Origin of the sequence: Actinotalea lenta, from assembly GCF_030586465.1 — a bacterium.
GTDB lineage: Bacteria > Actinomycetota > Actinomycetes > Actinomycetales > Cellulomonadaceae > Actinotalea > Actinotalea lenta.
In genome coordinates this window covers 177912-204246 of sequence record NZ_JAUQYP010000002.1, presented here as the reverse complement: position 1 = coordinate 204246, position 26335 = coordinate 177912, and the positions used below count along the sequence as shown (strand labels likewise).

Below are 26335 nucleotides of genomic sequence, written 5' to 3'. Positions count from 1 at the left end.
GGCTCAGATGAAGAGGTTGACGTTCGACTCGTCGGCCTCGCCCAGGTAGGAGGCGACGCCGGCGTACTCGATGTCGTCGAGCAGCTCGTCCTTGGTCAGGCCCATGACGTCCATCGACATGGTGCACGCGATGAACTTCACGCCCTGCTCGCGCGCGGTCTCGATGAGCTCGGGCAGCGACATGACGTTCTGCGCCTTCATCTCGCGCTGCATGAGCTTGGGTCCCATGCCCGCGAAGTTCATCTTCGACATCGAGAGCTTCTTGGGGCCGCGCGGCATCATCGCGCCGAACATCTTCTGCACGAACGTCTTGTCCGGTGCGGCCACGTGCGCGTCCTTGCGGAGCGCGTTGAGGCCCCAGAACGTGAAGAACATGACGACCTCGTCGTCCATGGCGGCAGCGCCGTTGGCGATGATGAACGCGGCCATCACCTTGTCGAAATCACCGCTGAACACGATGATCGTCTTCTTCGTCGACTCCACCTCTTGGGTTCCCTTCCCGGTAGTGAGCAGTGCGGGTCAGCCGACCGGGACGGGCCGAGGCCCGAGCTCGTTGAGGGCGGCGGCGAACTCACGCATGTAGTTGGCGAACGGCTCGGCGCACACCGAGCAGACCGCGGCCATCTTGAGGCGCTGGGGCTCGTACCCCTGCTCGGCCATGAGCGCCTGAGCGCGCGTGACGATGCCCGCGGTGCGCTCGGCACAGTCCGGCAGGTAGGAGCACTCCTCGCCGTCCGAGGCGATGAAGACCCCGTCCTGGCCCGTCGCGAGCGCGTGCAGGATCCAGGTGGGCTTGATGCCGCTGGAGCACGGCACCGGGAGCACGGAGACCGTTGCGGGATAGTGCAGGTGCCGGCTGCCGGCGAGGTCGATGCCCGGGTCCGAGATGTTGTTCGTGGAGAACACCAGGATCCGGGGCATCGGCTCGCCGGTGACGTCGTGGCCCATGGACGTCACTTCATCTTGAGGAACAGGCGCAGGTAGCCCGAGTCCTCGTAGTGGCCCAGGTACTCGTGACCCATCTTCTTGGCCCACGCGGGCAGGTCCTTGAGCGTCCCGGAGTCGGTGGCCAGGACCTCCATGACCGCGCCCGAGGACACGCCGCGGACGGCCTTCTTGGCCGCGAGGATGGGGCCGGGGCACGAGGTGCCGCGAGCGTCCACCACGGTGGTTCCGGTGAGGGCCTTGAGCTCCTCGACAGTGACGGACATTGTCCCTCCAGGGATCGGTAAATGTGCTGGTCAGCCGTCACCACGGCGGTGACGGAGCAGAGGGGGCAGGGAGGCCGTCGCGGGCGTGGCCGGACGGGCGCCGCGGTGCGCCGACCGTGCCTCGTGCGTCGTTCTCATGGCACTCAGCCTCGGTCGGGGGGCGCTGTGGGCCGCGGGTCGAACGTCCCTACCCCCTGGGGTATGACTGTGAGCCAGGTCACACTAGAGGACGAGCCGGGTCCGAGGTCCCGCAATACCCCCGGCCGTACCCGGTCCAGAGGGGCCGGCCGCCCGCGCGCGGACCGCCGCGGCGGCGCCGGCCCTCAGTCCAGACGCCGGACGAACAGGTGCAGGTCGCCGTCGTCCTCGAACGCACCGAGGTACTCATGACCGACCTTCGCGGTCCACGACGGCAGCTCCGCGAGCGTGCTGCGGTCCGTCGCGAGGACCTCGAGCACCCCGCCGCGCGGAGCCTGCGGGATCGAGCGCTTGACGGCGAGGACAGGGCCGGGGCGTCGACGCCCCCTGGTGTCGACCACGGCGACGCACTCCAACGCCTTGAGACGACTCGCGCGTGCAGCCACTGGCCTCTCCCCCTTCTGGTCGGTCCCCGCGACGCTGCGAGGACCTCGATGTCCACCCTGTTCCCCGGCGGCAGCAGGCCGCACGTGCCAAAGGTCCCGCAGGTCAGGCCGCATCCGGCATGGGACCGGACCCACCGGCTCAGGCAGCGCGCTCGCGCACCACGCGGGCCACGTCGAGGCGACGGATCGACCGCGCCGCGGGCAGCTGCGACGCCCCGGCGGCCGCGAGCACGCCCAGCCCGGCCAGGGCGAGCACCCACCACCCGATGCTCAGACTCAGGTGGAACATGTCGGTGCCGAACAGGCCGAGCGTCCACCGCGCCGCGAGGACGCCCGCGACCAGGCCGATCGGCAGACCGAGTGCCGTGGCCACCATGTTCTCGGTCGCGACCACGCCCGCAGCGCGCCGCACCGACACCCCCGCGGCTCGCAGCGTCGCGAGCTCCGTGGTCCGCTCCACCAGGTTCACGGACATCGTCACCTGGATCACCGCCAGTGCGAGCACGCCGCCCAGCACGACGATCACCCCGACGAAGGCCCAGAACAGCCCGAGGAAGCTCTGCACCATGGTCAGCAGCGCGCGGGTGTCGGTGTAGGCGAGGACGTCAGGCATCGCCGTGATCGTCGAGCGCAGCTGGTCACGTGCCGCCGTGCCCAGGCCGCCGTCGAACCGGACCAGGAGCACCGGGCTCGCGTCCGAGGCCAGCGAGCGGACCGTGGCCGGTGTCCCGTAGAGCATCGTGCCCAGCGGTTCGTCCAGCAGGCCGGCCAGCCGCACCGACGTGGCCTGCCCGGCGGAGTCGTGCACCGTGAGGGTGTCACCGACCCGGACCCCGAGCCGGTCGGCCAGCCCCGCGCCCGCGAGCACCCCGTCGCCGGGCAGCGCGACCGGGCCGGCGGCGGTGACGAAGCCGTGCATCGTCGTCCCGGGGTCGAAGCCCTGCAGGTCGGTCGCGTAGCCCGACCCCTGGTACGCCACCGTGACCCGGGCCGCGAGCACCTGCTCCACCGCGGCGACGTCGGGCAGCGCCGAGACCTGCGCACCGACGTGGGAGGCGGTGCCCGGCGCGACGACGATCGAGGCGTCCTCGCGCTGCACGGTCCCGTACTGCTCGTCCAGCGCGGCGACCATCGAGGTCATCATGCCCACCGCCGCGAGCACCAGGACCAGGCCGAGCACCGACCCGAGCATGGTCGCGAAGGTCCGCCGCGGGTTGCGGACCACGTCGCGCAGCGCCATCCGGGTCGTCGCCGGCAGCCTGCGCCACCGCGCCACCAGGCGGCTCCACCGCCCCGGGCGGGGCAGCGCCGCCTGGTTGCGCATGGCCTCCGCCGGGACGGTGCGCGCGGCGACGAACGCCGGCACCGCGGCGCCCAGCACCCCGACGACCGCGCCGAGCGCCACCCCGATCACGGCGAGGTCGGGGTGACCCGTCACGACGGTGTCCGGGATGCCGAGCTCGGTGGTGTACGCACGGCTGATCAGAACGGTCAACGGTGCGCCCAGGGCGGTGCCGAGCACCGACCCCACCAGACCGACCAGCAGGCCCTGGAGCACGAAGTGCCCCACGACCCGGCCGCGTCGCGCACCCGCCGCCATCAGCGCACCGATGACCGGGCGCTCGGAGAGCACCCGCCTGGCCAGCAGCACGTAGGCGGCGACACCCGCGGCCAGGAGGAACATCAGGGGGAAGGCCTTGGACATCGCGTTGAACCCGTCCAGGTCCAGCGTCAGGGCCGCGTCGGACGGGTTGTCCGCCTGGGTGCGCACGTCGGACGCTCCCGCGCTGCGCAGCGCGGCGCTGACCGTGTCCTGCGACGCCCCGCCCAGGAGCACGAGGGCCTCGTTCGCCTGCTGCCCGGACCACGCGGCGACCTGGGCCTGGGCCGCGACCACGACGGCGAAGGAGTGCGGGTCGCCGAGCACCTGCTGGCGGCTGCGCGCCGGCCACAGGAACTCCGGGGAGACGACGACACCGCGCACCGTGACGGTCTGCCAGCCGCTCGGGGTGGCGATCGTCAGCGTGTCGCCGGGGCCCAGCCCGAACGTGGCGGCGGCATGCTTCTCCAGCAGGACCCCGGTGGGGTCACCAGGAGACAGGTACTGCCCGTCCACCACCTGCACGTCGTCGACCGCGGCGTGGGCGTCGGCCGTGGTGCCCAGCAGCCGACCGGACAACCGCGTGCCGTCCAGGGTCATCGGCACGTCGACGGCGGTCCGCACCCGGGTCGCTCCCGCACCGGCCGCACGGGCCGCCGAGGCCAACCCCTGCGCATCGGCGCCGGTGGCGACCAGGTCCGCGAACCCGAGCCGGTGGTAGGTGCCCTGGTAGGACGTGGACAGGTTGCGGTAGGCGCCACCGGTGGCGACGAACATCATCACGCCGAGCAGCACGGTCAGCGCCACCGCGGACACCTGCGTGCGCTGACGCCGCAGGTCCCGCACGGCCTTGCGCAGCGAGGCACTCACCAGGACACCGCCTCGGCGTCCGCCGGCGACTCCTGGTGCTCGACCGAACGGATCTTGCCGTCGACCACGGTGACCACGGTGTCGGCGATCTGAGCCACGGACGCGTTGTGCGTGACCACCACGACCGTGCGCCCGGCGCGGTTCAGGTCCAGCAGGACACCGAGGATCTGCCGGCCGGTGGTGAGGTCGAGCGCGCCGGTGGGCTCGTCGGCGAGCAGCAGGTCGGGGTCGGTGGCCAGGGCCCGGGCGATGGCCACCCGCTGCTGCTGGCCGCCGGACAGCTGGGCAGGGAAGTGGTCCGCGCGCTCGGCCAGCCCCACCTGGGCCAGCAGCTCCGGCGCCCGCTTGGCCTGCCCCACCCCCGTGAGCTCGACGATGATCTCCACGTTCTCCCGCGCCGTCAGCGTCGGGACCAGGTTGAAGAACTGGAAGACGAACCCCACGTGCTCGCGCCGGAACCCGGCCAGGTCCACCGGGCTGCGGCCCGAGATGTCCTGGCCGGCCACCTCGACCGTGCCTGCGGTCGCCTGCTCGATGCCGCCCACCACGTTGAGCATCGTGGTCTTGCCCGAGCCGCTGGGGCCGAGCACCACGGTGAACGACCCGGCAGGGAGCTCGAGGTCGACGCCGTCCAGGGCGTGCACGACGTTGTCCCCCGCGCCGTACGTCTTGCGCACCCCCGCCAGCCGCACCCCCCCGCGCGGCGCGAGGTGCTCGGCCGCGTGCCGGTGCGGCGCGTCGGCGCCACCGGTCCCTGCGCGCGTATCGGTGGTCTCGGCGTCGTGGCGTCCGGTCACGGTGCAGCTCCTGACGGTCGTGGGGTGGGGTGGCGGGACCTCGCGTCATCCGTCGGGGACAGCGAGCAGACCCGTGGCGTAGGTGGACAGGACCACCGCGCTCCAGCGCCGCATCCCCTCGGGGCCCATCGGATCCTGGCCGAGCACCTGGGCGAGCTGGTCCCGGAGCAGGAACACCGCGAGGTCGTTGACCAGCAGGAACGCAGCGACGACCGGTGGGTCGGGCTGCTCGCGCAGGAACCCCGCGTCGGTCCACCGACGCACGGCGGCGAGCGTGACGTCGAACCACCGGCGGAACAGCGGCGTCCCGGCCGCACCCGACATCAGCATGCGGCGCATGTAGTCCACGACCGGCGAACCGCTGGGCAGGTGCTCGAGCAGGTGTGCCGCGAAGCCCGCGGCCATGTCCCCGGACGGCTCGGCGGCGGAGCCCGCCCCCGCGAACTCCTCCTCGGCCGCGCGCAGGAGGACCTCGAGCACCTCGGTGACGTGGTCGTCGACCGCCTCGCGCAGCGCCTGCTTGGTTCCGAAGTGGTGCACGATCAGGCCGGGCGACACCCCGGCCGCCGAGGCGACGTCGCGCACACTGACCGCGTCGACACCGCGTTCGGCGAACAACGCCAGGGCCGTGTCCCGCAGCAGGATCTTTCCCGCCGGCCACTCGCCTGTACGCACGTACAGGACTATACACCCGTACAGCCTCCGGGGGCGGTGGCCTCAGAGGTCGGGCGTGGCGCGCGCGGCGAGGGCCTCGAGCGCCTCGACCGCCCCCGCGAGCGCCTCGCGCTCCGAGTCGGTGAGCCCCGCGAGCAGCAGGGTGACCGCATCCGCCCGCTCGGCACGCACCTCCTCGACGAGGCGGAGACCCGCCGCCGTGATCGTGACCTCGACGACGCGACGGTCCTGCTCGCTGACCGCCCTGGCCACGAGCTCGCGCCGCTCGAGCACGTTGACGATCCGGGTCATCACCGGCGCGCTCGTGCGCTCGACCCGCGCGAGGTCACCGATGCGCTGCGGACCATGCCGCTCCAGGCTCGCCAATGTCGAGAAGTGCCCCAGCGACAGCTCCCCGCGCACCGGACGCAGCTGCCGTGCCAGCAGGCCGAAAGCCGTCGCGAGCCTGGCCGCGTCGTCGCTCATGCACCCCTCGTTCCGCCCCGTGCGCCGACCTCCGCACCTGCACCGTCGCCCGCGCGCGGACCGGCGACGTCGAGCGCGCCGGCCGGCACACCGGGCCCCGACGTCGTGGCCTCCGGCTCGTCGGCGTGCACGTAGCGACCGCCCCGCGAGAACGACGCGATCGCGCCGATCAGCGAGAGTACCGCCGCGACACCGAACACCACGATCAGCCCGTGGTGGAAGGGCCCGGAGATCAGCCGGGGGAAGAACTCCTTGCCGGTCAGTGCGGTGACGTCGGACGCCGGGAGCGACCCGAGCACGCCGGTGGGGGCCAGCAGCGTCTGGATCGGGTTGTAGCCCAGGAATGCCGCGAACATCGAGCCGACCGGCGGCAGCTGCCCGATCTGCGCTGCCACCGCCGTCGGGACACCGTGCGCCGTCAGGCCGCTGGTGAGGGCGCGCGGCAGGGTCCGGGACAGGCCGACGATCATCAGCGAGAAGAACACGCCGATGGACAGCGCCGAGCCTGCGTTCTGCACGGTGCCCGCCACCCCGGACGCCGCGCCGCGGGCCGACGCCGGCACGCTGTTCATGATCGCGGTGCGGTTGGGTGCGCCGAACAGGCCCGACCCGATCCCGCTGAGCAGCGTGATGAGGGCGAACTGCCAGTACGTGAACTCCACGGGCAGGACCAGCAGCGCACCGAAGGTCAGGGCCACGAGCACGAGGCCGGTGCTGGCGAAGCCGCGCGCGCCGAACCGGTCGGAGAGCGTGCCGGACAGGGGCCCGGCGAGGAGGAAGCCCGCGGTGATCGGCAGCATGTAGATGCCCGCCCACAGCGGGGTCGACTCGTAGGAGTAGCCGTGCAGCGGCAGCCAGATGCCCTGCAGCCAGATGATGAGCATGAACTGCAGGCCGCCGCGGCCGATCGCAGCGAGCAGACCCGCGAGGTTGCCCATCCCGAACGCCCGGATCCGGAACAGTCGCAGGTCGAGCATCGGGGCCTCGACCCGCAGCTCGATCGCCACGAACAGGGTCAGCACCCCCAGCCCGGCGACGATCGAGCCGAGCACCCACGGGTTCGTCCAGCCCGTGGGGCTCCCGGCGTAGGGCTGGATGCCGTAGGTGATCCCGACCAGGAGCAGGGTCAGGCCGAGCGCGAAGGACGCGTTGCCGGCCCAGTCCATGCTGGCCCGCGTCGCGCGGCGGGCGGTCTCGTGCAGCGAGCGGTAGGACCAGACGGTGCCGAGCACGCCGATCGGGACGCTCACCACGAAGACGGCGCGCCAGCTGATCACCGCGAGCAGGCCACCGACGAGCAGCCCGAGGAACGAGCCGGCGATCGCCGCCACCTGGTTGACGCCGAGCGCCATGCCGCGGCGGTGCGCGGGGAACGCGTCGGTGAGGATCGCCGAGGAGTTGGCGAACAGCATGGCGCCGCCGACACCCTGGACCAGGCGCCAGCCGATCAACCACAGCGCCCCGGCCTGGCCGCCCCACGGCACGAGAGCCAGGGCGATCGACCCGGCGGTGAACACCACGAAGCCCAGGTTGTAGATCCGGACCCGGCCGTACAGGTCGCCGAGCCGGCCGAAGCTGACCACCAGGACCGCCGTGACCAGCATGTAGCCCATCAGCATCCACAGCAGGTAGCTGACGTTGCCGGGCTGGAGGGGGTCGAGACCGATCCCGGAGAAGATCGCCGGCAGCGAGATGAGCACGATCGAGGCGTTGATCGTGGCCATCAGCATGCCGAGCGTGGTGTTGCTCAGGGCCACCCAGCGGTAGCGGGGATGGTCGGCCGCGATGAAGGGGGCGCGTCTGCTCACCGGGGGCTCCGTCGATCGGGTCGGCCACGATCCGTGCGCGCCGGTGAGCCAGGCCGCGGGCCGAAATGATTGCTAGATACTAAGTATCTTAGCGACGACCGGGACCTTTGTCGCGGTCGCGGACCTCAGCGCCGCTGGCCCCGGCGCAGCTCCCGGTCGACGTCCTCCTCGCTGATGGGTCGGCGGCCCAGGACGTCCCACGCGTTCAGGACCAGACCGATCCCCCACCCGGCCAGCACCCACACCGGCCAGAAGTACCCGCCCGGGCTGGTCAGCCACCACACGATGACCAGGAAGGCGTTGACCACGACATAGGCGACCGCGTGCCCGGCCAGGTCGCGACGCGCCTTGACGCGCTTGTAGGCGGCGTAGCGCTCCTCATTCCCCACCTGCTCCGACATGTCCCCTCCCGGTGTCGTCGGCACCCATTCTCGCGCCGCGCGAACCCCGGCGTGCGGCGTTCGCGACGAGGAGCGCGCCAAGGTGGCTGCCGCGTGGCGGGGCCGCCAGACTGGGACCGTCGTCGTCACACGGGAGTGGTCATGGCCAGCGCCACGCGCATCGGGATCCTCACGGCCGGCGGGGACAGCCCCGGCCTCAACGCCGCGATCCGCGGCTTCGGCAAGACCGCCGTCGGGCACTACGGCTGGGAGCTGCTCGGCTTCCGCGACGGCATCACGGGCCTCGTCAGCGACCGGCACGTGCCCCTGGACGGCAAGGCGCTGTCGGGCATCCTCACCATCGGGGGCACGATCCTCGGCACCAGCCGCGACAAGGTGCACAAGTTCCCCACCGAGGACGGCCCCGTCGACATGGTCCCCACCGTGGTCGAGAACTACGAGCGCGAGAAGCTCGAGGGCCTCGTGCTGCTCGGCGGCGGTGGCACCGCCAAGAACGCCAAGCGCCTCATGGACGCGGGGCTCAACATCCTGCACCTGCCCAAGACGATCGACAACGACATCGCGATGACCGACACGAGCTTCGGCTTCGCCACCGCGATGGAGATCGCGACGGAGGCTCTCGACCGCGTGCACTCCACGGCGCACAGCCACCACCGGATCATCCTCACCGAGATCATGGGCCACAACGCCGGCTGGCTGACGCTCGGCGCGGGCCTGGCCGGCGGGGCGGACGTCATCCTGATCCCCGAGCTGCCGTACAGCGTCGAGAAGGTCGCCGAGAGGATCCAGGCGCGGCTGGACCGGGGCAGCTCGTTCTCCGTGGTCGCCGTGGCCGAGGGCGCGCGGGACATCGACGACACCGCCGACTACCAGGCCGCCCGCCTCCTGGTGAAGTCCGCCAAGAACGCCGAGGCCGAGCGCGCCGCCCGCGCCCACCTGGCCAGCGTCGAGGACGCCCAGCGCGAGCACACGTTCCGCCTGGCGCGCGAGCTCGAGGCGGCGACGGGGCTCGAGTCGCGCGTGACGATCCTGGGCTACGTGCAGCGCGGCGGGACGCCGTGCGCCGCGGACCGGCTGCTCGCCACCCGGATCGGCGCCGCGGCGGCGGACCTCGCGGCCGACGGTCAGTTCGGCTACATGGTGGCCGCACGCGGCGAGGGCACGGAACCGGTCCCGCTGTCCGAGGTGGCCGGCAAGGTCAAGACCGTGCCGACGGACCACGAGTGGGTCACGGCGGCACGCAAGATCGGCGTGGGCCTCGGCGACTGACCGCGTCCGGCGCTCCGCACCGCCGGACGGCCGTGCTCCCCCGGCGCTCAGCGGGAGGGCAGCTCCAGGGTGACGCGCACCGCGCGCAGGTCCCGCTCGCCGCGCAGCCGCGCCGCGCCCACGAACTGGATCGCCTCGTCGTTGAGGATCTCCAGGTGCGCCTCGGGGGCGTCCACCACCGGCCGCCCCGTGTCGGCCGCCTCGATCCACAGCGAGTGCTGGGTCGCCTCGATGCGCAGCGGCGTCGTCTTCTGGTCCACGACGAACAGCAGCGCCCGCGTCCCTTGGTCTCGTACCAGCACCCTCGACACGCTCAGCACAGCACTCCCCGTCGTTCGACACACCCCTGGCCAGGCTCCATTCGGCCGCGGGCCCACGGATGTGAGGGGACTTCGGTCCCGGTCTCACCCGCCGCCGACCGGACGCGTCCTCGACCCTACGGCCTCTAGGCTGGCTCCGTGGACGACGCGAACGGACCCGCCGACCCGATGGCCGCGGCGCGCGCGGAGCTGGCGACGTTGCGCGGCAGCATCGACAACATCGACGCCGCCCTGGTCCACCTTCTCGCCGAACGCTTCAAGTTCACCCAGCGGGTCGGGCGGCTCAAGGCCCGCGCCGGGATGCCGCCGGCGGACAAGGAGCGCGAGCGCGTCCAGGTCGCCCGCCTACGCGCCCTGGCCGAGGAGTCGAACCTCGACCCGGCATTCGCCGAGAAGTGGCTCGCCTTCGTCACCGCCGAGGTGATCCACCACCACGAGCGGATCGCCTCCGAGCACGCCGACCGCGACTGACAGGAGCACCGGTGCCCGACGTCCCCCTGCCCACCCCCGTCGCCGAGTTCCTCGGCGCCGCGAACCCCGCCGTGATGGCGACCGTCGCCGCCGACGGCCGTCCCGTGACGGTCGCGACGTGGTACCTGGTCGAGCCGGACGGCACCGTGCTGCTCAACCTGGACGCCGCGCGGGCGCGCCTGGAGCACCTGCGCCGGGACGGCCGCGTCGCGCTCACCGCGCTCGGAGAGGACTGGTACACGCACGTCTCCGTGCAGGGCGAGGTGGTCTCGATCACCGACGACGTCGACCTCGCGGACATCGACCGGCTCTCGCGGCACTACACGGGCAGGGCGTACCCGGTGCGGGACCGAGCCCGGGTCAGCGTGCACGTCCGCCTCGACCGCTGGCACGCCTGGCCGGCTTCGTGACCGGCGGGCAGCCCGCCGCCGGTGACCGAGCGCACTACCAGGACGAGGTCGAGGAGCTCGCCCGGCTCAGCGCCCTCCGGCTCGCACTGGGCACCCGGCTCGCGGCCGCCCGCGCGGCCGAGGGCGACCTCCGGGCGGCCGAGCAGCAGGCCGCCCTACGGCTGGACGAGGCGGCACGCGCCGAGCGGGCCCTGAGCGGCTGGTCGTGGCGCCGGCTGGGAGCCGCGCTGCGCGGGCGCCGCGCTGAGGAGGCCGAGTCCGCCCGGCTCGAGCACGCCGCCGCGCAGGCCCGGCTGGACGCCGCGCGCGCGAGGGTCGCGTCCGCCCGCACCGAGGCCACCCGCCTCGAGACCGAGCTCGGCGCGATCGGGAACCTCGATGCCCGCCGCGCCGCCGCCACAGCGTCCCGCGAGCGGTGGCTGCACGAGCACGACCCGCAGATCGCCGCCGCTCTGGACGAGGTGGCGTCCCGGATCGGTGCGCACCGCGAGGAGCTGCGTGAGATCGACGAGGCTGTCGGCGCCGCGGGGGACGCGGCGCGCGCGCTGGCCGCCGCCGCCGGCCGGCTGGACAGCGCGCGCGGGTGGTCGACCTACGACACGTTCTTCGGCGGCGGCATGGTCTCCAGCATGGTCAAGCACGAGCGGATGGACGACGCGTCGGCCCTCATCCACCAGGCGGACACCGCGCTGGCCCGGCTCAGCCGCGAGCTCGCCGACGTCGACCTGCCACCCGTGAGCGGTGTGCACGTCAGCGAGCTCACCCGGACGATGGACATCTGGTTCGACAACATCTTCTCCGACCTGAGCAGCCGCGGGGCGATCCTGCACGCGATCGACGAGGTTGCGGGTGCCCGGCGGGCCGTGGACGACGTCGCCCGTCGTCTGGCCGACCGGCGGGCCGCCGTCCGGCACGGCCTCGCGGAGCTGACGCAGCGCCGCGGCACGCTGCTGGCGTGACGAACCGGAGCGCGCTCCAGGTCGCCACCTGCGCAGGCGCCCGCCCTGCGCAGACACCACCAGACGTGGACGAACCGCACCGGCTCGCTGCTCCATCCGGGGGAAGCCGCGTCGCGAGACCTTCCCCGCCCGCAGCGGACTCGTAGCCTGGAGGCGGCCCGCGCACGGCAGGACCGCTCGAGAGCTCCGCGAAGGACCACCATGAGCACCGCACTCGCCACCGCCCTGGCACGCCTCGCCGGACTCGACCTGGAGCCCGCCGCCGCCCTCGAGGCATCGGCCGCCGCACCCGCCTGGGACGTCCCGGCGAGGACCCGGAGGCACGCCCACGCCTGAGCACGTGCCCGGGGCCGGGCAGGGCACGATCCGTGCCGCGCGCCGGCCCGACGCCGCGGCACTCGCCGACATCTGCCTGCGCACCGCCGACTCGGGCCGGGACGCGACCGGGCTGCTGACCGACGACGGGCTGTGGGCGGACCTGTTCGCGCTGCCGTACCTCGTCCTCGACCCGGGGCTGGCGTTCGTCCTCGACGTCGCCGGCAGCGTGCAGGGGTACGTGGTCGGCACTGCCGACAGCGCGGCGTTCGCCGCCGCGGTGCGCCGCGACTGGCTGCCGCGGGTCGGCGGCCGCTACCCGCCCGGGCCACGGCCCACGGCGCTGGAGGAGGGTCTCGTGCGGGCGCTGCACGAGCCGGAGCGCGACCTCCTCCCGGAGCTGGCCCCCTACCCGGCCCACCTGCACATCGACCTGCTGCCGGCGGTGCAGGGCCACGGCTGGGGTCGGCGGCTGATGAGCACGCTGTTCGCCGCCGCCCGGGACCGGGGGGCGCCCGGGGTCCACCTCGGCATCGCGCCCGACAACGAGCGTGCGCTGGCGTTCTACCGGCACCTGGGGATGCAGGAGCTCAGGCTCGCGCAGGGCGTGTTCCTGGTGGCCCCGAGCGACCTCCTCTGACGCCCCCGCCCCTCCCGCCACGTGCGCCGAGATCGGGTGCCCGAGCGGGTGCCGAGGACACCCGATCTCTGGGCGGACACCCGATCTCGGCTGCTGTCGCCCAGGCGGGCGACGGCGGTGGCTCAGCGCGTCGGGTGCTGCGGGATCCGCGAGAGCACCTGCGGCGCGCCGGTGAAGGCCAGGTCGGCCTGGATCGCCCGGTAGGCGAGCTTGGGCTGGTAGTCGGCGGTGTACAGCGTGGCCATCGCCTCGGCCCCGGCGCCCGCGCCGAAGTCCCAGGTGTTGGTCCAGCTGTGCCCGTCGTCGAAGCCCCAGACGGTGTACGAGATGCAGTGCCGCGACGCCAGGCAGCCCTGCATGAGGGCGCTGTAGTCGTAGGCCTGCGCCTGGAGCAGCGGGTTCATCGTGTCGCCGGTCTGCTCGGCGGGCATGAGGTTGCGCACGTCGACCTCGGTCAGCGCGGTGGCGACACCGAGCGACGCGAACTTCTGCTGCGCGTCGGCGATCTGGAACGGCGAGTAGTTGCCGTACCGGGTCGACAGGTGCGCCTGGCTGCCCACCACGTCGATCGGAACGCCCTGGGCTCGCAGGTCCTTGACCATGTCGTAGACGAACTGCGTCTTGTCCAGCGGCCCGCCGTCCCCGAAGGCGTCGATGTTGTAGTCGTTGTAGGTCAGCAGGGCCTGACGATCCGCCGCGCGCGCCCAGCGGAACGCGTCGGCGATGTAGCCCGCACCGAGGTTCTCGTACCAGAACCCCTTGTAGGTGATGTGGCCGTCCGGCGAGTCCCAGGGGTCGGTGACGGCCTCGTTCACGACGTCCCACTGCCAGATGCGACCCTGGAAGTGGGTCACGACGGCAGTGATGTAGTCGTGCAGGATGCCGCGCAGCTCGGCCTTGCTGATGCTGCCGTCGGCCACGCCCTCGGTGAGCCACGCCGGGAGCTGGTTCTGCCAGACCAGCACGTGGCCGCGCACCTTCTGGTCGTGAGCCTTGGCGAACGCCATGAACTGCTCCGCCGGAGCCCAGTTGTAGACCCCGCGCTCGGGCTCGATCGTCTCCCACTTCATCGCGTTCTCGGCGGTGACCGTCGAGAACTGGCTCGCAGCGATCTGCGAGTACGTCGGGTCGGACAGCGCACCGACGTCGATCGCCGTCCCCACGTACAGACCGTGGTCGGCGGCGAGCGCCCGCAGGCTCTGGTCCTGCGGATCGCCCGTGTGCCAGCGGGCCGATGCCGGGAGGGTGACGGCGAGCGCTGCCGCCGCCGCACCTGCGGCCAGTGTCATCGTGATGCGTCTCATCGGAGTGCCCCTTTGCACTGGTGTGAACCGTGCCGACTCCCTGTAATAACGTTGTCGACAACGTTCTACACCCTAGGAGGGCTGCACGACGCCCGGCAAGGGCCGGTCGCCGTCAGCCGAGCCGCGGGCCAGCCGAGCCGCAGTCAGTTGAGCCGCGAGCCGAGCCGCAGTCAGTTGAGCCGCGGGTCCTCCGGGGCGTTGGCCAGCAGCGCGAGGTCGCCGCCCTGGCGCCTGAGCACCTGGCTCCACAGCTTCTCCGGCGCGACGGAGAAGGGATCCCGCTCGTCGGCGTCGAGCACGAGCCAGTCCCCGGCCGCGATCTCGGCCTCGAGCTGCCCGCCGGCCCACCCGGAGTGGCCGGCGAACACCCGCAGCTCGGCGACCTGGCCCGCGAGCGTCTCGGGCTCGGCGTCCAGGTCGATCAGCCCGAAGGGTCCGGACACCCGGTCGATACCCGGTGGCGGCGCCGTGGTCGTGGACACCAGGACCACGCCGAGGGCGCCGTCCAGGCCGACCGGTCCGCCCTGGAACAACCGGCCCGGCGGCGTCGCGAGCCGCTGCCAGCTGGGCAGCACGGCGTCCACGTCCACCTCGAGCGGGCGGTTGACGACCACCCCGAGGGTGCCCTCGTCGTTGTGGTCCAGGACCAGGACGACGGCGTGCCGGAAGTTCGGGTCGAGGAGGCCGGGCACGGCCACCAGCAGCCGCCCGGTGAGGGGGTCGGTCATCTCTCCATCATGGACCGGGACGGGCGCGCGGCGCGCGCAGGGCCCCGCCGCCCGTGCGGGACGACGGGGCCTGCGGACCTTGCCTCAGTAGGTGAACACGGCGGTCTGGGACTGCAGGCCGGCGGCCATCGCGGCGAGCTCGGCGACGGCGGCCCCCAGGTCGGACAGCACGCGGGTGGAGTCCTCCGCCGCCGACGCGACGCCCACGATGTTGGTGGCGATCTCGCCGGATCCGGTCGCGGCCTCGGCGACCCCGCGGGACATCTCGTTGGTGGTCGCCGTCTGCTCCTCGACCGCGGAGGCGATGGTCTCCTGGAAGCCGTTGATCCGGTCGATGATCTCCGAGATGTTCCCGATCGCGGCGACGGCACCCGTGGTGTCCGCCTGGATCGCCTCGACCTGGCGGGCGATGTCCTCCGTGGCGCGGGCGGTCTCCTGGGCGAGGTCCTTGACCTCGCCGGCGACCACGGCGAAGCCCTTGCCGGCCTCCCCGGCCCGCGCGGCCTCGATCGTGGCGTTCAGCGCCAGCAGGTTGGTCTGCTCGGCGATCGTCGTGATGACCTTGACCACCTCACCGATCTGCCGCGACGACGCGCCCAGCTGGTGCACCGTGGCCGACGTCGAGCGAGCGGCCTCCACGGCGGTCCCGGCGACCCGCGCCGCCTCCGTGGCGTTGGTCGCGATCTCGCGGATCGAGGCGCCCATCTGCTCGGCACCGGCCGCCACGGCCTGGACGTTGCGCGACACCTCCTCCGCAGCGGCGGAGACCACGCCGGCCTGGGCCGAGGTCTCCTCGGAGCCGGCCGCGACCTGGGTCTGCGCGGCGGAGAGCTCCTCCGCCGAGGACGCGACGGACTGCGCGGTCCGCACGACCTCCGCCATCAGGGTGCGCAGCCGCCCGAGCGCCTCCCCCATCGCGTGGGCCATCTCGCCGAGCTCGTCACGCGAACGGACCTCGGGGACGACGGTCAGGTCTCCGGTGGCCAGCGCGTCGACGCTGCGCTTGACGGAGACCACCGAGCGCCGCACACCGCCCGCGACGAACCACCCGAGCACGAGGACGAGCAGCGAACCCGCCACGACGGCGACGACGGTCAGCAGCGTCGCACGGGCGGCCGCCGCCGCGGCGTCCGCGGCGATCCGGTCCATCAGGGTCCCGACCTCGCTCTGCACCTCACCGAGGTGCGCGATCAGGTCAGCACCCGCCTTGGCGGCACCCCCGGCCTTGATCGCCGCGAACGACGTCCGGTTGTCCGCCAGCCCGGCGGAGACCATGGCACCGCCGACCTGGGTGTCGTAGGCGGCGAGCGCGGTGGTGAAGTCCGCCCACACGGCAGGCTTGGCGCCCGTCTCGGACTCGTAGGTCGCGGCGAAGGCGTCGGCGCTGGTGTGCAGGTCCTCGAAGGCCTTCGTCACGGCGGCGCCAGCGGTGTCCTTCTCCGCGGGGAGGGCGGCCGCGACGGCGTAGACGTTCATCCGCACGTTCCACATCGCGTCCGTGAGGGTGGACAGGGCGCCGTTGACGCTGGTCTGGACCTCCGCGAGGTGGGCGGCGTGTGCCCGGAGGGTGACGAGCTGGCTCACCGCGAACGAGCCGATGCCGGCCAGGAAGACGGTGGCGACGACGCCGATGCCGAGGATCTTGGTCCGGATCGACACTCGGCGGCCGCGGGGGTGCGCGACCGGGGGGACTTGCTCCATGAGGACTCCGTAGAACGGGTGTCACATCAGGCTGGGGGGCTCAGGCGTGACGGGGGGCGGGCAGGCCGAACGTCCTACGTATCGACCGATGCCCTCGCGGCACAACCGATCCCCGCGCGCGATCACCCGTCCGGGCGCACCATCCCGTGGTCAACTGCGCGATTCGCGTCAGCAGCGTGCAGACCCGTCGGCGTCGGCGCCGCCTCGGGCCTCAGGCGACCGACCAGCCCCCGTCCGAGGGCAGGATCACGCCGTTGAGGTTGGTCCCGTCGTCACTGAGCAGGAACGTGATCGACGCCGCGAGCTGCGCGGGCTCGGCGATCGGCGGGATCAGCGCCATGAAGGGGCCGAGCCGCTGCCCACCGAGCTCGGAGGCGAACGTCGCCTCGATGTTGGTGGCGACCGGACCCGGCGCCACCGCGTTGACGCGGATCCCCGACGGGCCGTACATGAACGCGGCACTCCTGGTCAGGCCGACGACGGCGTGCTTGGACGTCGTGTACGCCAGGCCGGCGGCGCTGCCGCGCAGGGACGCCTCCGAGGCCACGTTGACCACCGACCCGTGTCCGGCCGCCAGCATCGCAGGGAGCACGGCGCGCGTGAGCAGGAACGCACCGTCGACGTTGACGGACATGACCCGGCGCCACACCGCGTCGCGCACCTCGTGCAACGGGGTCATGTCGTCCATCACCCCGGCGACGTTGGCGAGACCGTCGATGCGGTCCCCGGCTGCGGCCACGATGCCGGCCACGCCCTCGGGGTCGGTGATGTCCGCCGTCACGGTGATCATCCCGGGGTGCTCGGCGGCGACCTCCGCGAGCCGCTGCTCGGACACGTCCACCGCGACCACGCGTCCGCCCTCGCGAGCGATCCGGGACGCGGTCGCCCGGCCGATGCCCGACCCCGCGCCGGTGACGATCACGGTGCGACCCGCGAACCGGTCCGGCACGATGCGCTCGACCCACGGCGGCGGGGTGGCCTCCCCGGTCTCCTGGCCGACCGCCTGCGCGGCGCCGGCGACCGCCTCCGCAGCCTCGCCGGACGCCTCCTGGGCGCCACCCGCATTGGCGCGGGCCACCATGTCCGCGACCATCTCGTCCGTCATCTGGCCGCGGCTCATCGACGCCACACGCTCGAGGGAGAACATCCGCACCGGGCGCAGCGCCTTCTCGTCCTGCCCTCCGGCCGCCAGCATCTCGCGCAGGATCGCGCCCCCGACGGGGTGCTTGAGCCACGCGTTGATGGTGCTCTTCGCACTCAGCTGTCCAGCCACAGGGGCCTCCTCGTCTCAACGGGTCGGACTCGCCACCCGGCTCTAAACGGACGTCTGTGTCCACTTGGACGATAGACCGCGGCGCAGCCGCCGCGCCAGCAGCTCCGGCGGTGGCGGTGCCGACCGGCCCGCGCACGTCCCGTGCACGTTCTACCGACAGGCTGGACGTTGACATCCGTACTTGTATAGTCCTGTCCAGCAGGACATAGGTCCTGATCGCGGAGGGCTCGGCGAGGAGGCCCCGATGATCACGTCCACGGCTCGGCTGGCACGTCGCGCACGAGAGGGCGGCTACGCGGTCGCCGCGGTGAACATCCTGGACGACCTCAGCCTGCGCGCGGTGGTCGCCGCGGCCACCGAACGCTCCTCCCCCGTCATCGTGCAGGTCTCCGTCAAGACGGTCCGGTCGATCGGCGTCGAGCTGCTCACCACGATGGTCCGGCTCGCCGCCCAGGACGCCCCGGTGCCGGTCGCGCTCCACCTGGACCACTGCCCGCACCGCGACGTGATCTCCCAGGTCGTCGCCGCCGGCTGGTCATCCGTGCTGTTCGACGCCTCCGACCGCGACCTCGCCACCGCGGAGCGCGAGACCGCCGAGGTGGTGGCCGAGGCGCACGCCGCCGGCGTCGACGTGGAGAGCGAGATCGAGAACATCGTCGGCGTCGAGGACGACATCGGGTCCGACGAGGCCGTGCACGCCTACTCCGTGGCCACCCTCGTCGAGGTGGCGACGCGCACGGGTGTCGACCTGCTGGCCCCGCAGCTGGGCACGGCCCACGGGCTGTACACCCGCTCTCCGGTCCTCCTGCCCGAGCGGGTGCGCGAGCTCACCGGGCTCACGGACCTGCCGATCGTGCTGCACGGGGGCACCGGGCTCACGGACGAGGCGTTCCGCGCGTTCATCGAGGCCGGTGTCTCGAAGATCAACATCTCGACCGGGCTGAAGCTCGCCTACATGAAGTCCGCGCAGGCACACACCGCCAAGGCCGAGCAGACCGGGAGATGGGACCCGCCGTCGATGTTCCGGGACATCTCCGACGCGGTGCAGGCCGAGGTCGCGGGCCACCTGGACCGGTTCGGGTCCACCGGTCACGCCCAGGACGCGGCCCGATGAGCCCCGCGCTGGTCTTCGACTGCGACGGCGTCCTGGCGGACACCGAGCGCGACGGTCACCGTCCCGCGTTCAACGCGACGTTCGAGGCCGTGGGCCTCCCGGTCCGGTGGAGCGAGGAGGAGTACGGCCGGTACGTGCTCATCGGGGGCGGCAAGGAGCGCATGGCCGCCCTGCTCACCCCCGAGCTGGTCGCGCAGGCCGGGCTGCCGAGCGACCCGGCGGAGCAGCGCGCCATGCTCGCCGACTGGCACCGCCGCAAGACCGACACCTACATCGCCCTGGTCGAGGCCGGTGCGCTGCCGGGCCGCCCGGGGATCGCCCGGGTCGTCGCGGCAGCCGCCGAGGCGGGGTGGGCCCTTGGGGTCGCCTCGACCTCGGCGGAGCGTTCCGTCCGTGCCGTGCTCGAGCACGCCGTGGGACCCGAGCTCGCCGCACGGTTCGCGGTGTTCGCCGGCGACGTGGTCGCGCACAAGAAGCCCGCGCCGGACATCTACCTGCTCGCCCTGGAGGGGATGGGGCTCGACCCGGCAGACGTGATCGTCGTGGAGGACAGCGCCAACGGGCTGCAGGCGGCGCTCGCGGCCGGGCTGACCACCGTCGTGACCGTGAGCACGTACACCCACGACGAGGACTTCACCGGCGCCGCGCTGGTGGTCAGCAGCCTCGGGGACGCCCCCGGCACCCCGACGGAGGTCCTCGCGGACCCCCACCACCTCGGGATCGGCGACGAGGTCACGCTCGCCGACCTGGCACAGCTCGTCGAGATCACGAAGGAGTGAGGCCATGGCCGTGGACCTGGCAGGCATCGAGCGCGTCGTGAAGATCATCGCCCGGACCGCCGTCGACAACGAGACCTACTTCGGCGAGCTGGACTCGGTGGTCGGTGACGGCGACTTCGGGTACTCCCTGGCGCGCGGCTTCGAGATCGTGCTGGCCGACTGGGACGACCTGGACCGCACCGACGCCGCGACGTTCCTGCAGAAGATCGCCCTCATCATCACCGGGCGGATCGGCGGGACGTCGGGCCCGATCTGGGGCACCGCGTTCCTGCGCGCCGCGATGGCGGTCAAGTCACGCGAGACGCTGGACGGGGACACGGTCCTGGCGATGCTGGACGCCGCGGTCGAGGGCATCAAGGCCCGCGGCGGCGCGGACGTCGGCGACAAGACCCTCCTGGACGCGATCGTGCCGATGCGGGACACGATCGCCGCCAGGCTCGCCGACGGCGCGAGCACGAAGGAGATCGCCGACGCTGCGGCCGCGACCGCGCGTGAGGCGGCCCAGGCCACCCAGACCATGCAGGCGATGCGGGGCCGTGCGGCCTACACCGGCGAGCGCTCGATCGGCTCGGTGGACGCGGGTGCCACGGCGATCGGGGTGATCGCGACCGCGATCGCCGAGCAGTGGTCCTAGCGGGCCCCGGCCCAGCCAGTCTCCCCGCCGCCGCGCGGGGCCGACCGGTCGCCCGGATGCGGCCGGCCACCGGAAGTCGATCTGAGTTGCGTGGAGGCAGTGGTGAAGAAGTTCGTCAACGACCCCAAGCAGTTCGTCCCCGAGATGCTCACGGGCATCGCCCTGGCCAACCCGGACACCCTGAAGTACGAGCCCAAGTACAACCTCATCATGCGGGCGGACGCCCCCCGCGCCGACAAGGTGTCGATCGTCCAGGGCTCGGGCTCGGGCCATGAGCCGGCCCACGTCATGGTGGTCGGCAAGGGCATGCTCGACGGCGCCTGCCCCGGTGACGTGTTCGCAGCGCCGCCGATGGACTACGTCTACGAGACCGTCAAGCTGCTCAGGTCCGACAAGGGCGTGCTGCTTCTGGTCAACAACTACACGGGCGACCGGATGGCGTTCGACATGGCCAAGGAGATGAGCGAGGCCGAGGGCATCAAGGTCGCGACGCTCTTCATCAACGACGACGTCGCCGTCCAGGACTCGACCTACACCGTGGGCCGCCGCGGCGTGGCCGGGAACTTCTTCGTGATGAAGTGCGTCGGTGCGGCCGCCGAGGAGGGCGCCGAGCTCGACGAGGTCGTGCGGATCGGCGAGAAGGTCAACTCGGTGACGCGGTCGATGGGCATCGCCCTGACCGCGTGCACCCCGCCCGCCAAGGGTTCCCCGCTGTTCGAGCTGGGCGAGGACGAGATGGAGGTCGGCGTCGGCATCCACGGCGAGCCGGGCCGGCGCCGCGCGACGCTCGTCACCGCGGACGAGATCGTCGACGAGCTGCTCGGCGCGGTGGTCCCTGACCTGCCGTACGCCTCGGGCGACCGGGTCGCGCTGATGATCAACGGCCTCGGCGGCACCCCGATCAGCGAGCTGTACCTGCTCTTCGGGATCGCCCACCGCAAGCTGGCCGACCAGGGCATCACCGTGGCACGCAGCTACGTCGGCGAGTACTGCACGTCGCTGGAGATGGCGGGCGCGTCGCTGACCCTGGTGAAGCTGGACGACGAGATCGAGCGCCTGCTCGAGGCCCCCGCGGAGATCGCCTACCGGGTGTTCTGAGCGGACCGCGGGTGGGGGTGGGGAGTCCGCGCCCCGCCCCCACCTGGCCCGGCGTGGGACCCAGCCCGGCGTGGGACCGGCCCAGCCCGCCAGTAGACTGGCCCGCCACGCCCGGCGTGCACGCGAGGGAGGCTGAGCGGTGTCGAGTCCCGTGCTGGACCGCGAGTCCGCCGTGCCGCTGTACGCCCAGCTCGACGCCGAGCTGCGGGCCCGGATCGCCGACGGCGAGTGGCGCCCGAACCAGCGCATCCCGTCGGAGAACGAGCTGACGAAGATCTACGGCCTCAGCCGGATGACCACGCGCGGCGTGCTCAACACCCTGGTGGCAGAGGGGCTGCTGTTCAGGGTGCAGGGCAAGGGCACGTTCGTCGCGCCCCAGCGCTTCGACGCAGTGTCCCCCGCCTACCAGGGTGTCCGGGAACAGCTCGAGGCGGCCGGCTACCACACGTCCACCGTGGTGCTGTCCAGCGGCATCGAGGAGGCCTCGCCGCTCGTGCGCGAGAAGCTCGGCCTCCCGGACGGCGCGACCGTGCACGCGATCCACCGGCTGCGCTCGGCGCAGGACGAGCCGCTGAGCCTGCACCACTCCTACGTCCCGGCCTCCCTGGCCCCCGACCTGGGCCGGCACGACGCCGCCGGGGAGCAGCTCTGCGTCATCCTCGAGAAGCACTACGGGTTGTCCATGAAGCACGTCGTCGAGCACCTCGAGGCCAGCGCGGCCGGCACCGAGGAGGCCCAGCTGCTCGGCACCCGGCGCGGACGTCCGGTGCTGCGCCTGGAGGACGTGATCTCCGACGCCACGGGCACGCCGTTCGAGTACTCGATGATCGTGTTCCGCGGCGACAAGATCCGGCTGGGCTTCGACTACCACCTCTGACGGGGGCGGTCGGGCGGTGCGGCCTGCACGATCGCCGCAACCTCGCAGACGGCCGAGGGCCAGGCCGCAGGGCCCCGCCCCTGCTCGTGCACGCCGGAGGGCCCGACGGTGGTCACCGCCCCGGCGTCAGCACGTCGGCGATCGTGGCCAACGCCTCGGGCACCACGGAGTAGTACACCCAGGTCGAGCGCTTCTCCTTGGCCACCAGACCCGCCTGGTACAGCACCTTGAGGTGATGGGAGACCGTGGGCTGCGAGAGTCCGAGTGGCTCGGTCAGGTCGCACTGGCACGCCTCACCGCCGGGGCTGGCGGCGAGCAGCGAGACCAGCCGGAGGCGGGCCGGGTCGGCGAGGGCCTTGATCCTGGCGGCGAGGACCTCGGCCTGCTCGGCGGTGATCGTCTCCGTGACGAGCGGCGCGCAGCACGCCTCGCCGGCAGCCGCGACATCGAGCGGGAGCTTGGTGACCATGTCGGCAGCATATATCGATCTATGTCCATATTGACAGCGGTCGATACGTGTGCCACGGTAGCGCACATCGACACTCATCAATGTTCATGCATGGAGGCGACCGTGACCGAGACCCACACCCAGACCCAGATCCAGCTGAGGGCCGACGTGCGCGCCCGCTACGCCGAGGCCGCGACGGCGTCGGCCCGCCGCTCCACCGACTGCTGCCGGCCGAGCGAGGACACCCCGTTCGGGTCGTCCTTCTACGGCGCCGCTGACATCTCCGCCCTCCCGGTCGCCGCCGTCCAGGCCTCCCTCGGGTGCGGCAACCCGCTGCTCGTCGCGGAGCTGGCGGAGGGCGAGCGCGTGCTGGACCTCGGCTCCGGCGGCGGCATCGACGTGCTGCTGTCGGCGCGGCGCGTGGGCCCCGCCGGCTTCGTCTACGGCGTCGACATGACCCCCGAGATGCTCGACCTGGCCCGGCGAAACGCCGCCGAGGCCGGGGCGACGAACGTCGAGTTTCGCGAGGGGACGATCGAGGACCTGCCGCTGCCCGACGACGCGGTGGACGTGGTGATCTCCAACTGCGTGATCAACCTGTCCGTGGACAAGCCGGCGGTGCTCCGTGAGGCGTTCCGCGTGCTCGCACCTGGCGGGCGGCTCGGGGTGTCCGACGTCGTCGCCGAGGACCACCTGTCCCCCGACGACCGTGCCGAGCGCGGCAGCTACGTCGGCTGCATCGCCGGGGCGCTGTCCCGCAGCGAGTACCTCGAGCAGCTCGCCGCAGCGGGTTTCGTGGACGCGTCCGTCACGTTCACGCACCCGGTCGCCGACGGTCTGCACTCGGCGATCATCCGCGCCACCGCACCGGCCGCCGCGGAGGCGACCTGCTGCGCCGGCGACGCCGCCCACACCGGCCACTGACACGTCACGACACCAACCGAGGAGGAACCGTGTACCCCGACCTGTACCTCGTGGTCTACCGCCAGATGGAGCGCGAGCTCGAGCAACGCCTGGCCCACCAGCTCGCCGCCCGAACCAGGGCTGCCGCGTCGGCGGTCACGCCCCATCGCCGCGAGCCCGTACGGGCCGCGCGCCAGGGACTGCCGCGGGCGACGGCCGTGGCCTGCTGCCCGGCGTGACGCCGCCGCGCGCGGGCCGTGCGCCGGGCGGCGCCGATCCTCAGGCGCGGCGGAGGTCCACCAGGTGGTCGAGGGGGTCACCGGCGGCCAGGTGCTCGATCTGGGTGCGCAGCAGGGCGACGACGCGGTCCGTCATGGTCGTGGTGCGGCCGGCGACGTGCGGGGTGAGCAGCACGCCGGGCGTGGTCCGCAGCGGGTGGTCGGCGGGCAGCGGCTCCGGGTCGACCACGTCGAGCGCGGCGCGCACCCGACCGTCCCGGACCGCCGCGAGCAGCGCGTCGGTGTCCACCACGGGACCACGCCCCACGTTCACGACGAGCGCGCCGGGACGCATCGCGGCCAGCAGCCGCCCGTCCGCCAGGTGCCGTGTCCCCCCGTTGAGCGGCACCGCGAGCACCAGGACGTCGGCGCCCGGCACGAGGTCCGCGAGCTCGTCGACGCCGTGCACCGGGCCGAGGCCGTCGGTGCGGGCATGCGACGCGACCCGGACCACCTCGACGTCGAACGGCACGAGCCGGCGGCGGATCTCCTCCCCCACCCCGCCGACGCCGACGAGCACCACCGTCCGGCCGACGAGCCCCGGGGCGAACCGCTGGTCCCAGTCGCCGGTGACCTGCTCGCCGACGAAGCGTGGCAGGTCGCGCTGCGCGGCCAGGACCAGGGCGAGGGTGTGCTCTGCCGTCGCCGCCTCGTGCACCCCGGCGGCGTTGGCGAACGCCACGTCCGGCGCCAGCACGTCGGCCACGTGGTCGTAGCCGAGCGCCTGGCTCTGCACGGCACGCACGGGCAGCCCGTCGAGCACCCCGAGCGTCGACGCCGGCGCCATGAACGGCATCACGACCAGGTCGACAGCTCCGTCCGGGGCCCCGTCGGCGGACGCCAGGTCCCAGGTGTGCAGGTCGACCGGAAGGTCGGCGAGGCGGTCGCGCAGGGTCTGGTCGGGCACGGTGACGGTGAGCATGCGGCCATCCTCCCGCGTCCGGGCGGGGCCGGTCAGGGCTCGGGGTGCCGCGCGTCGTAGTGCCGGAAGGTGGGCTGCCAGCGCAGCAGGGCCGCCAGCACGCCGACGATCACCAGCCCACCCAGCAGCGGCGGGAACCACAGCGCGACCGCGGTGGCGAGCGCCCCGGCGTACAGGTCACCGACGCGCGGGCCGCCTGTGACGACCACCATGAAGATGCCCTGCAGCCGCCCGCGCATCACGTCCGGCACCGCGGACTGGAGGACCGCCTGCCGGAAGATCACCGAGACGTTGTCCGCGGCGCCCGCGACCGCCAGGACCACCGCCGCCGCCGTGATGGCCGGCAGGTGCGCGCCGGTCACCGAGGTCACCGAGCCCGCGGCGGGCCCGGATCGGGTGAGCGCCGTGATCGCCAGGACGCCCCCGAACACGGCGACCGCGCCGCCGTAGACCTGCACGGCCCGTGCGATCGCGACGCCCTGCCGCCGGATCCCGGTGAACCGCCCGGACAGCAGCCCGCTGAGCATCGCGCCCACCGCGCCGGCGGCCGTCAGCACGCCGACCGTCACCGCACCGCCGCCCAGCACGACGGCACCGGCCGCCGGGAAGAGCACGCGCGGCTGACCCAGCACCATCGCGGCGATGTCCGCCGCGAACGAGGCGCGCACGTTGGGGGCCGTGCCGAGGAACCGCACGCCGTCCAGCAGGGACCGCAGCCCGGCCCGGGTCACCTCACCCTCGGGGCGCACGGCCGGCAGGGACACGATCCCCAGGAACGCCCCGACGAAGAGGACCGCGTCGACGGTGTACGCGGGCGCGAAGCCTGCCGCCGCGACGACGACCCCCGCGAGCGCGGGCCCCACCGTGACGGCCAGCCCGAACACGAGGCCCTCGAGCGCGGCCGCGGCGGGCAGCAGCCGCATCGGCAGGAGGCGCGGGACCACCGCGTTGCGGGTCGCACCGATCACCGTGGCGGCCGTTGCGTTCAGGGCCGTGAGCACGTACAGGCTCAGCACCGTCTCCCGGCCCGCCCAGGCGAGCGCGGCGATGCTTGCCGTGGACAGCCAGGCGACGATCGCCGCAGCCAGCAGCAGCAGGCGACGGTCCAGCACGTCGGCCAGCACGCCGCCGTACAGGCCCGCTACCACGGTGGGCACCAGGGCGGACAGGCCTACCAACGACACCGCGAAGGTCGAGGAGGTCAGGTCGTAGACCTGCAGCCCGACCGCGACGACGGTGAGCTGGGCACCGACGGCGGAGACGGCGTTGCCGGCCCACATGCGCGCGAACGCCGGGGACTCACGCAGTGGCGCGAGGTCGATCAGGGTGCGCCGGCCCCTGGCGACGCGGGCCGGCGCGGGTGGTTCGGGTTCGGTCAACGTCCGCTCCTTCGGGCGCCCGGCACCGCACGAGCCTAGTGGCGTGCGCAGGCCCGGACCGTCACGGTCCGGGCCTGCGTCCGACGGCTCGCCGCCGCCGTC

At 73.0% G+C, this 26335-nt stretch carries 31 protein-coding genes; 13 read left to right on the top strand and 18 right to left on the bottom strand.

The genetic code is table 11. From position 1 onward, the window contains the following. Positions 1 to 3: 3 nt before the first annotated feature. From Q6348_RS14830 to Q6348_RS14785, 10 genes are all read right to left on the bottom strand, one after another. Entirely contained in the window at positions 4 to 483 is a 480-nt protein-coding gene (locus tag Q6348_RS14830) for a DsrE/DsrF/DrsH-like family protein (protein WP_304602169.1), read from the bottom strand. A gap of 36 nt (positions 484 to 519) precedes the next feature. Beyond that, a complete protein-coding gene (locus Q6348_RS14825) occupies positions 520 to 948 on the bottom strand; it encodes a hydrogenase iron-sulfur subunit (RefSeq protein WP_304602168.1) in 429 nt (142 codons plus the stop codon). A gap of 5 nt (positions 949 to 953) precedes the next feature. Then, positions 954 to 1211 (bottom strand): sulfurtransferase TusA family protein, encoded by a 258-nt coding sequence (locus Q6348_RS14820; RefSeq protein ID WP_304602167.1) that lies wholly within the window; start codon positions 1209 to 1211, stop codon positions 954 to 956. 323 nt (positions 1212 to 1534) lie between these two features. Then, positions 1535 to 1795 carry a sulfurtransferase TusA family protein gene (locus Q6348_RS14815; protein WP_304602166.1) on the bottom strand — a complete coding sequence of 87 codons (261 nt, stop codon included), beginning with the start codon at positions 1793 to 1795 and terminating at the stop codon, positions 1535 to 1537. A gap of 139 nt (positions 1796 to 1934) precedes the next feature. Next, a complete protein-coding gene (locus Q6348_RS14810) occupies positions 1935 to 4265 on the bottom strand; it encodes an FtsX-like permease family protein (RefSeq protein WP_304602165.1) in 2331 nt (776 codons plus the stop codon). Then, positions 4262 to 5062 (bottom strand): ABC transporter ATP-binding protein, encoded by an 801-nt coding sequence (locus tag Q6348_RS14805; protein ID WP_304602164.1) that lies wholly within the window; start codon positions 5060 to 5062, stop codon positions 4262 to 4264. The genes Q6348_RS14810 and Q6348_RS14805 overlap by 4 nt, the downstream gene beginning before the upstream one ends. Before the next feature lie 45 nt (positions 5063 to 5107). After that, a complete protein-coding gene (locus Q6348_RS14800) occupies positions 5108 to 5737 on the bottom strand; it encodes a TetR/AcrR family transcriptional regulator (protein ID WP_304602163.1) in 630 nt (209 codons plus the stop codon). A gap of 42 nt (positions 5738 to 5779) precedes the next feature. Next, positions 5780 to 6202, bottom strand: coding sequence for a MarR family winged helix-turn-helix transcriptional regulator (locus tag Q6348_RS14795; protein WP_304602162.1), 423 nt, complete (start codon positions 6200 to 6202; stop codon positions 5780 to 5782). Further along, the gene (locus Q6348_RS14790) at positions 6199 to 8010 is read right to left on the bottom strand and encodes an MFS transporter (protein ID WP_304602161.1); all 1812 of its coding nucleotides are present in this window, start codon (positions 8008 to 8010) and stop codon (positions 6199 to 6201) included. Before Q6348_RS14790 ends, Q6348_RS14795 begins: the two co-directional genes overlap by 4 nt. Positions 8011 to 8135: 125 nt before the next feature. Next, on the bottom strand, positions 8136 to 8411 hold the full coding sequence (locus Q6348_RS14785) for a 2TM domain-containing protein (protein WP_304602160.1): 276 nt from the start codon (positions 8409 to 8411) through the stop codon (positions 8136 to 8138). A 141-nt stretch (positions 8412 to 8552) separates the two neighbouring features. Between Q6348_RS14785 and Q6348_RS14780 the strand changes: the two genes are divergently transcribed. Continuing rightward, a complete protein-coding gene (locus tag Q6348_RS14780) occupies positions 8553 to 9680 on the top strand; it encodes a 6-phosphofructokinase (protein WP_304602159.1) in 1128 nt (375 codons plus the stop codon). Between the two features lie 47 nt (positions 9681 to 9727). On the opposite strand, the gene Q6348_RS14775 is transcribed toward Q6348_RS14780, so the two are convergent. Continuing rightward, positions 9728 to 9982: a hypothetical protein gene (locus Q6348_RS14775; protein ID WP_304602158.1), complete on the bottom strand. Its 255-nt coding sequence runs from the start codon at positions 9980 to 9982 to the stop codon at positions 9728 to 9730. A 186-nt stretch (positions 9983 to 10168) separates the two neighbouring features. Between Q6348_RS14775 and Q6348_RS14770 the strand changes: the two genes are divergently transcribed. From Q6348_RS14770 to Q6348_RS14750, 5 genes are all read left to right on the top strand, one after another. Further along, complete coding sequence (locus Q6348_RS14770) at positions 10169 to 10471, top strand: chorismate mutase (protein WP_304602332.1); 303 nt, start codon at positions 10169 to 10171, stop codon at positions 10469 to 10471. Between the two features lie 11 nt (positions 10472 to 10482). Continuing rightward, positions 10483 to 10881 (top strand): TIGR03618 family F420-dependent PPOX class oxidoreductase, encoded by a 399-nt coding sequence (locus Q6348_RS14765; protein WP_304602157.1) that lies wholly within the window; start codon positions 10483 to 10485, stop codon positions 10879 to 10881. Next, positions 10878 to 11840, top strand: coding sequence for a hypothetical protein (locus Q6348_RS14760; RefSeq protein ID WP_304602156.1), 963 nt, complete (start codon positions 10878 to 10880; stop codon positions 11838 to 11840). Before Q6348_RS14765 ends, Q6348_RS14760 begins: the two co-directional genes overlap by 4 nt. A 201-nt stretch (positions 11841 to 12041) precedes the next feature. Continuing rightward, positions 12042 to 12176 (top strand): hypothetical protein, encoded by a 135-nt coding sequence (locus Q6348_RS14755; RefSeq protein ID WP_304602155.1) that lies wholly within the window; start codon positions 12042 to 12044, stop codon positions 12174 to 12176. Positions 12177 to 12180: 4 nt separating this feature from the next. Further along, entirely contained in the window at positions 12181 to 12795 is a 615-nt protein-coding gene (locus Q6348_RS14750; protein WP_304602154.1) for a GNAT family N-acetyltransferase, read from the top strand. 122 nt (positions 12796 to 12917) lie between these two features. Here the strand turns inward: Q6348_RS14750 and Q6348_RS14745 are convergent, their stop codons facing one another. The 4 genes from Q6348_RS14745 to Q6348_RS14730 all read right to left on the bottom strand — a co-directional run bounded on the left by Q6348_RS14745 (position 12918) and on the right by Q6348_RS14730 (position 17801). Further along, entirely contained in the window at positions 12918 to 14099 is a 1182-nt protein-coding gene (locus Q6348_RS14745) for an endo-1,4-beta-xylanase (protein ID WP_304602153.1), read from the bottom strand. 170 nt (positions 14100 to 14269) lie between these two features. Then, positions 14270 to 14827, bottom strand: a complete 558-nt coding sequence (locus tag Q6348_RS14740) for a YqgE/AlgH family protein (RefSeq protein ID WP_304602152.1) — start codon at positions 14825 to 14827, stop codon at positions 14270 to 14272. A gap of 84 nt (positions 14828 to 14911) precedes the next feature. After that, positions 14912 to 16528 carry a methyl-accepting chemotaxis protein gene (locus Q6348_RS14735; protein WP_304602151.1) on the bottom strand — a complete coding sequence of 539 codons (1617 nt, stop codon included), beginning with the start codon at positions 16526 to 16528 and terminating at the stop codon, positions 14912 to 14914. Between the two features lie 211 nt (positions 16529 to 16739). Then, complete coding sequence (locus Q6348_RS14730; RefSeq protein WP_304602150.1) at positions 16740 to 17801, bottom strand: SDR family NAD(P)-dependent oxidoreductase; 1062 nt, start codon at positions 17799 to 17801, stop codon at positions 16740 to 16742. A gap of 244 nt (positions 17802 to 18045) precedes the next feature. Here Q6348_RS14730 and Q6348_RS14725 point away from each other — a divergent pair, with 244 nt between their 5' ends. The 5 genes from Q6348_RS14725 (at position 18046) to Q6348_RS14705 (ending at position 22303) form a co-directional block, all read left to right on the top strand. Next, positions 18046 to 18915: a class II fructose-bisphosphate aldolase gene (locus Q6348_RS14725; protein ID WP_304602149.1), complete on the top strand. Its 870-nt coding sequence runs from the start codon at positions 18046 to 18048 to the stop codon at positions 18913 to 18915. After that, on the top strand, positions 18912 to 19694 hold the full coding sequence (locus Q6348_RS14720; protein ID WP_304602148.1) for an HAD-IA family hydrolase: 783 nt from the start codon (positions 18912 to 18914) through the stop codon (positions 19692 to 19694). The genes Q6348_RS14725 and Q6348_RS14720 overlap by 4 nt, the downstream gene beginning before the upstream one ends. A gap of 4 nt (positions 19695 to 19698) precedes the next feature. After that, positions 19699 to 20328, top strand: a complete 630-nt coding sequence (gene dhaL, locus Q6348_RS14715) for a dihydroxyacetone kinase subunit DhaL (protein WP_304602147.1) — start codon at positions 19699 to 19701, stop codon at positions 20326 to 20328. Positions 20329 to 20430: 102 nt separating this feature from the next. After that, positions 20431 to 21426, top strand: coding sequence for a dihydroxyacetone kinase subunit DhaK (dhaK, locus tag Q6348_RS14710; RefSeq protein WP_304602146.1), 996 nt, complete (start codon positions 20431 to 20433; stop codon positions 21424 to 21426). A gap of 139 nt (positions 21427 to 21565) precedes the next feature. Then, entirely contained in the window at positions 21566 to 22303 is a 738-nt protein-coding gene (locus Q6348_RS14705) for a GntR family transcriptional regulator (RefSeq protein ID WP_304602145.1), read from the top strand. 112 nt (positions 22304 to 22415) lie between these two features. Here the strand turns inward: Q6348_RS14705 and Q6348_RS14700 are convergent, their stop codons facing one another. Then, positions 22416 to 22772: an ArsR/SmtB family transcription factor gene (locus tag Q6348_RS14700; protein WP_304602144.1), complete on the bottom strand. Its 357-nt coding sequence runs from the start codon at positions 22770 to 22772 to the stop codon at positions 22416 to 22418. Positions 22773 to 22874: 102 nt separating this feature from the next. Between Q6348_RS14700 and arsM the strand changes: the two genes are divergently transcribed. Both arsM and Q6348_RS14690 read left to right on the top strand, forming a co-directional pair. Continuing rightward, positions 22875 to 23675, top strand: coding sequence for an arsenite methyltransferase (gene arsM, locus Q6348_RS14695; RefSeq protein ID WP_304602143.1), 801 nt, complete (start codon positions 22875 to 22877; stop codon positions 23673 to 23675). Between the two features lie 29 nt (positions 23676 to 23704). Next, positions 23705 to 23893: a hypothetical protein gene (locus Q6348_RS14690; protein ID WP_304602142.1), complete on the top strand. Its 189-nt coding sequence runs from the start codon at positions 23705 to 23707 to the stop codon at positions 23891 to 23893. A gap of 40 nt (positions 23894 to 23933) precedes the next feature. Here the strand turns inward: Q6348_RS14690 and Q6348_RS14685 are convergent, their stop codons facing one another. Then, the gene (locus tag Q6348_RS14685) at positions 23934 to 24854 is read right to left on the bottom strand and encodes an NAD(P)-dependent oxidoreductase (RefSeq protein WP_304602141.1); all 921 of its coding nucleotides are present in this window, start codon (positions 24852 to 24854) and stop codon (positions 23934 to 23936) included. A 32-nt stretch (positions 24855 to 24886) separates the two neighbouring features. Further along, positions 24887 to 26233, bottom strand: a complete 1347-nt coding sequence (locus Q6348_RS14680; protein ID WP_304602140.1) for an MFS transporter — start codon at positions 26231 to 26233, stop codon at positions 24887 to 24889. Between the last annotated feature and the right edge of the window lie 102 nt (positions 26234 to 26335).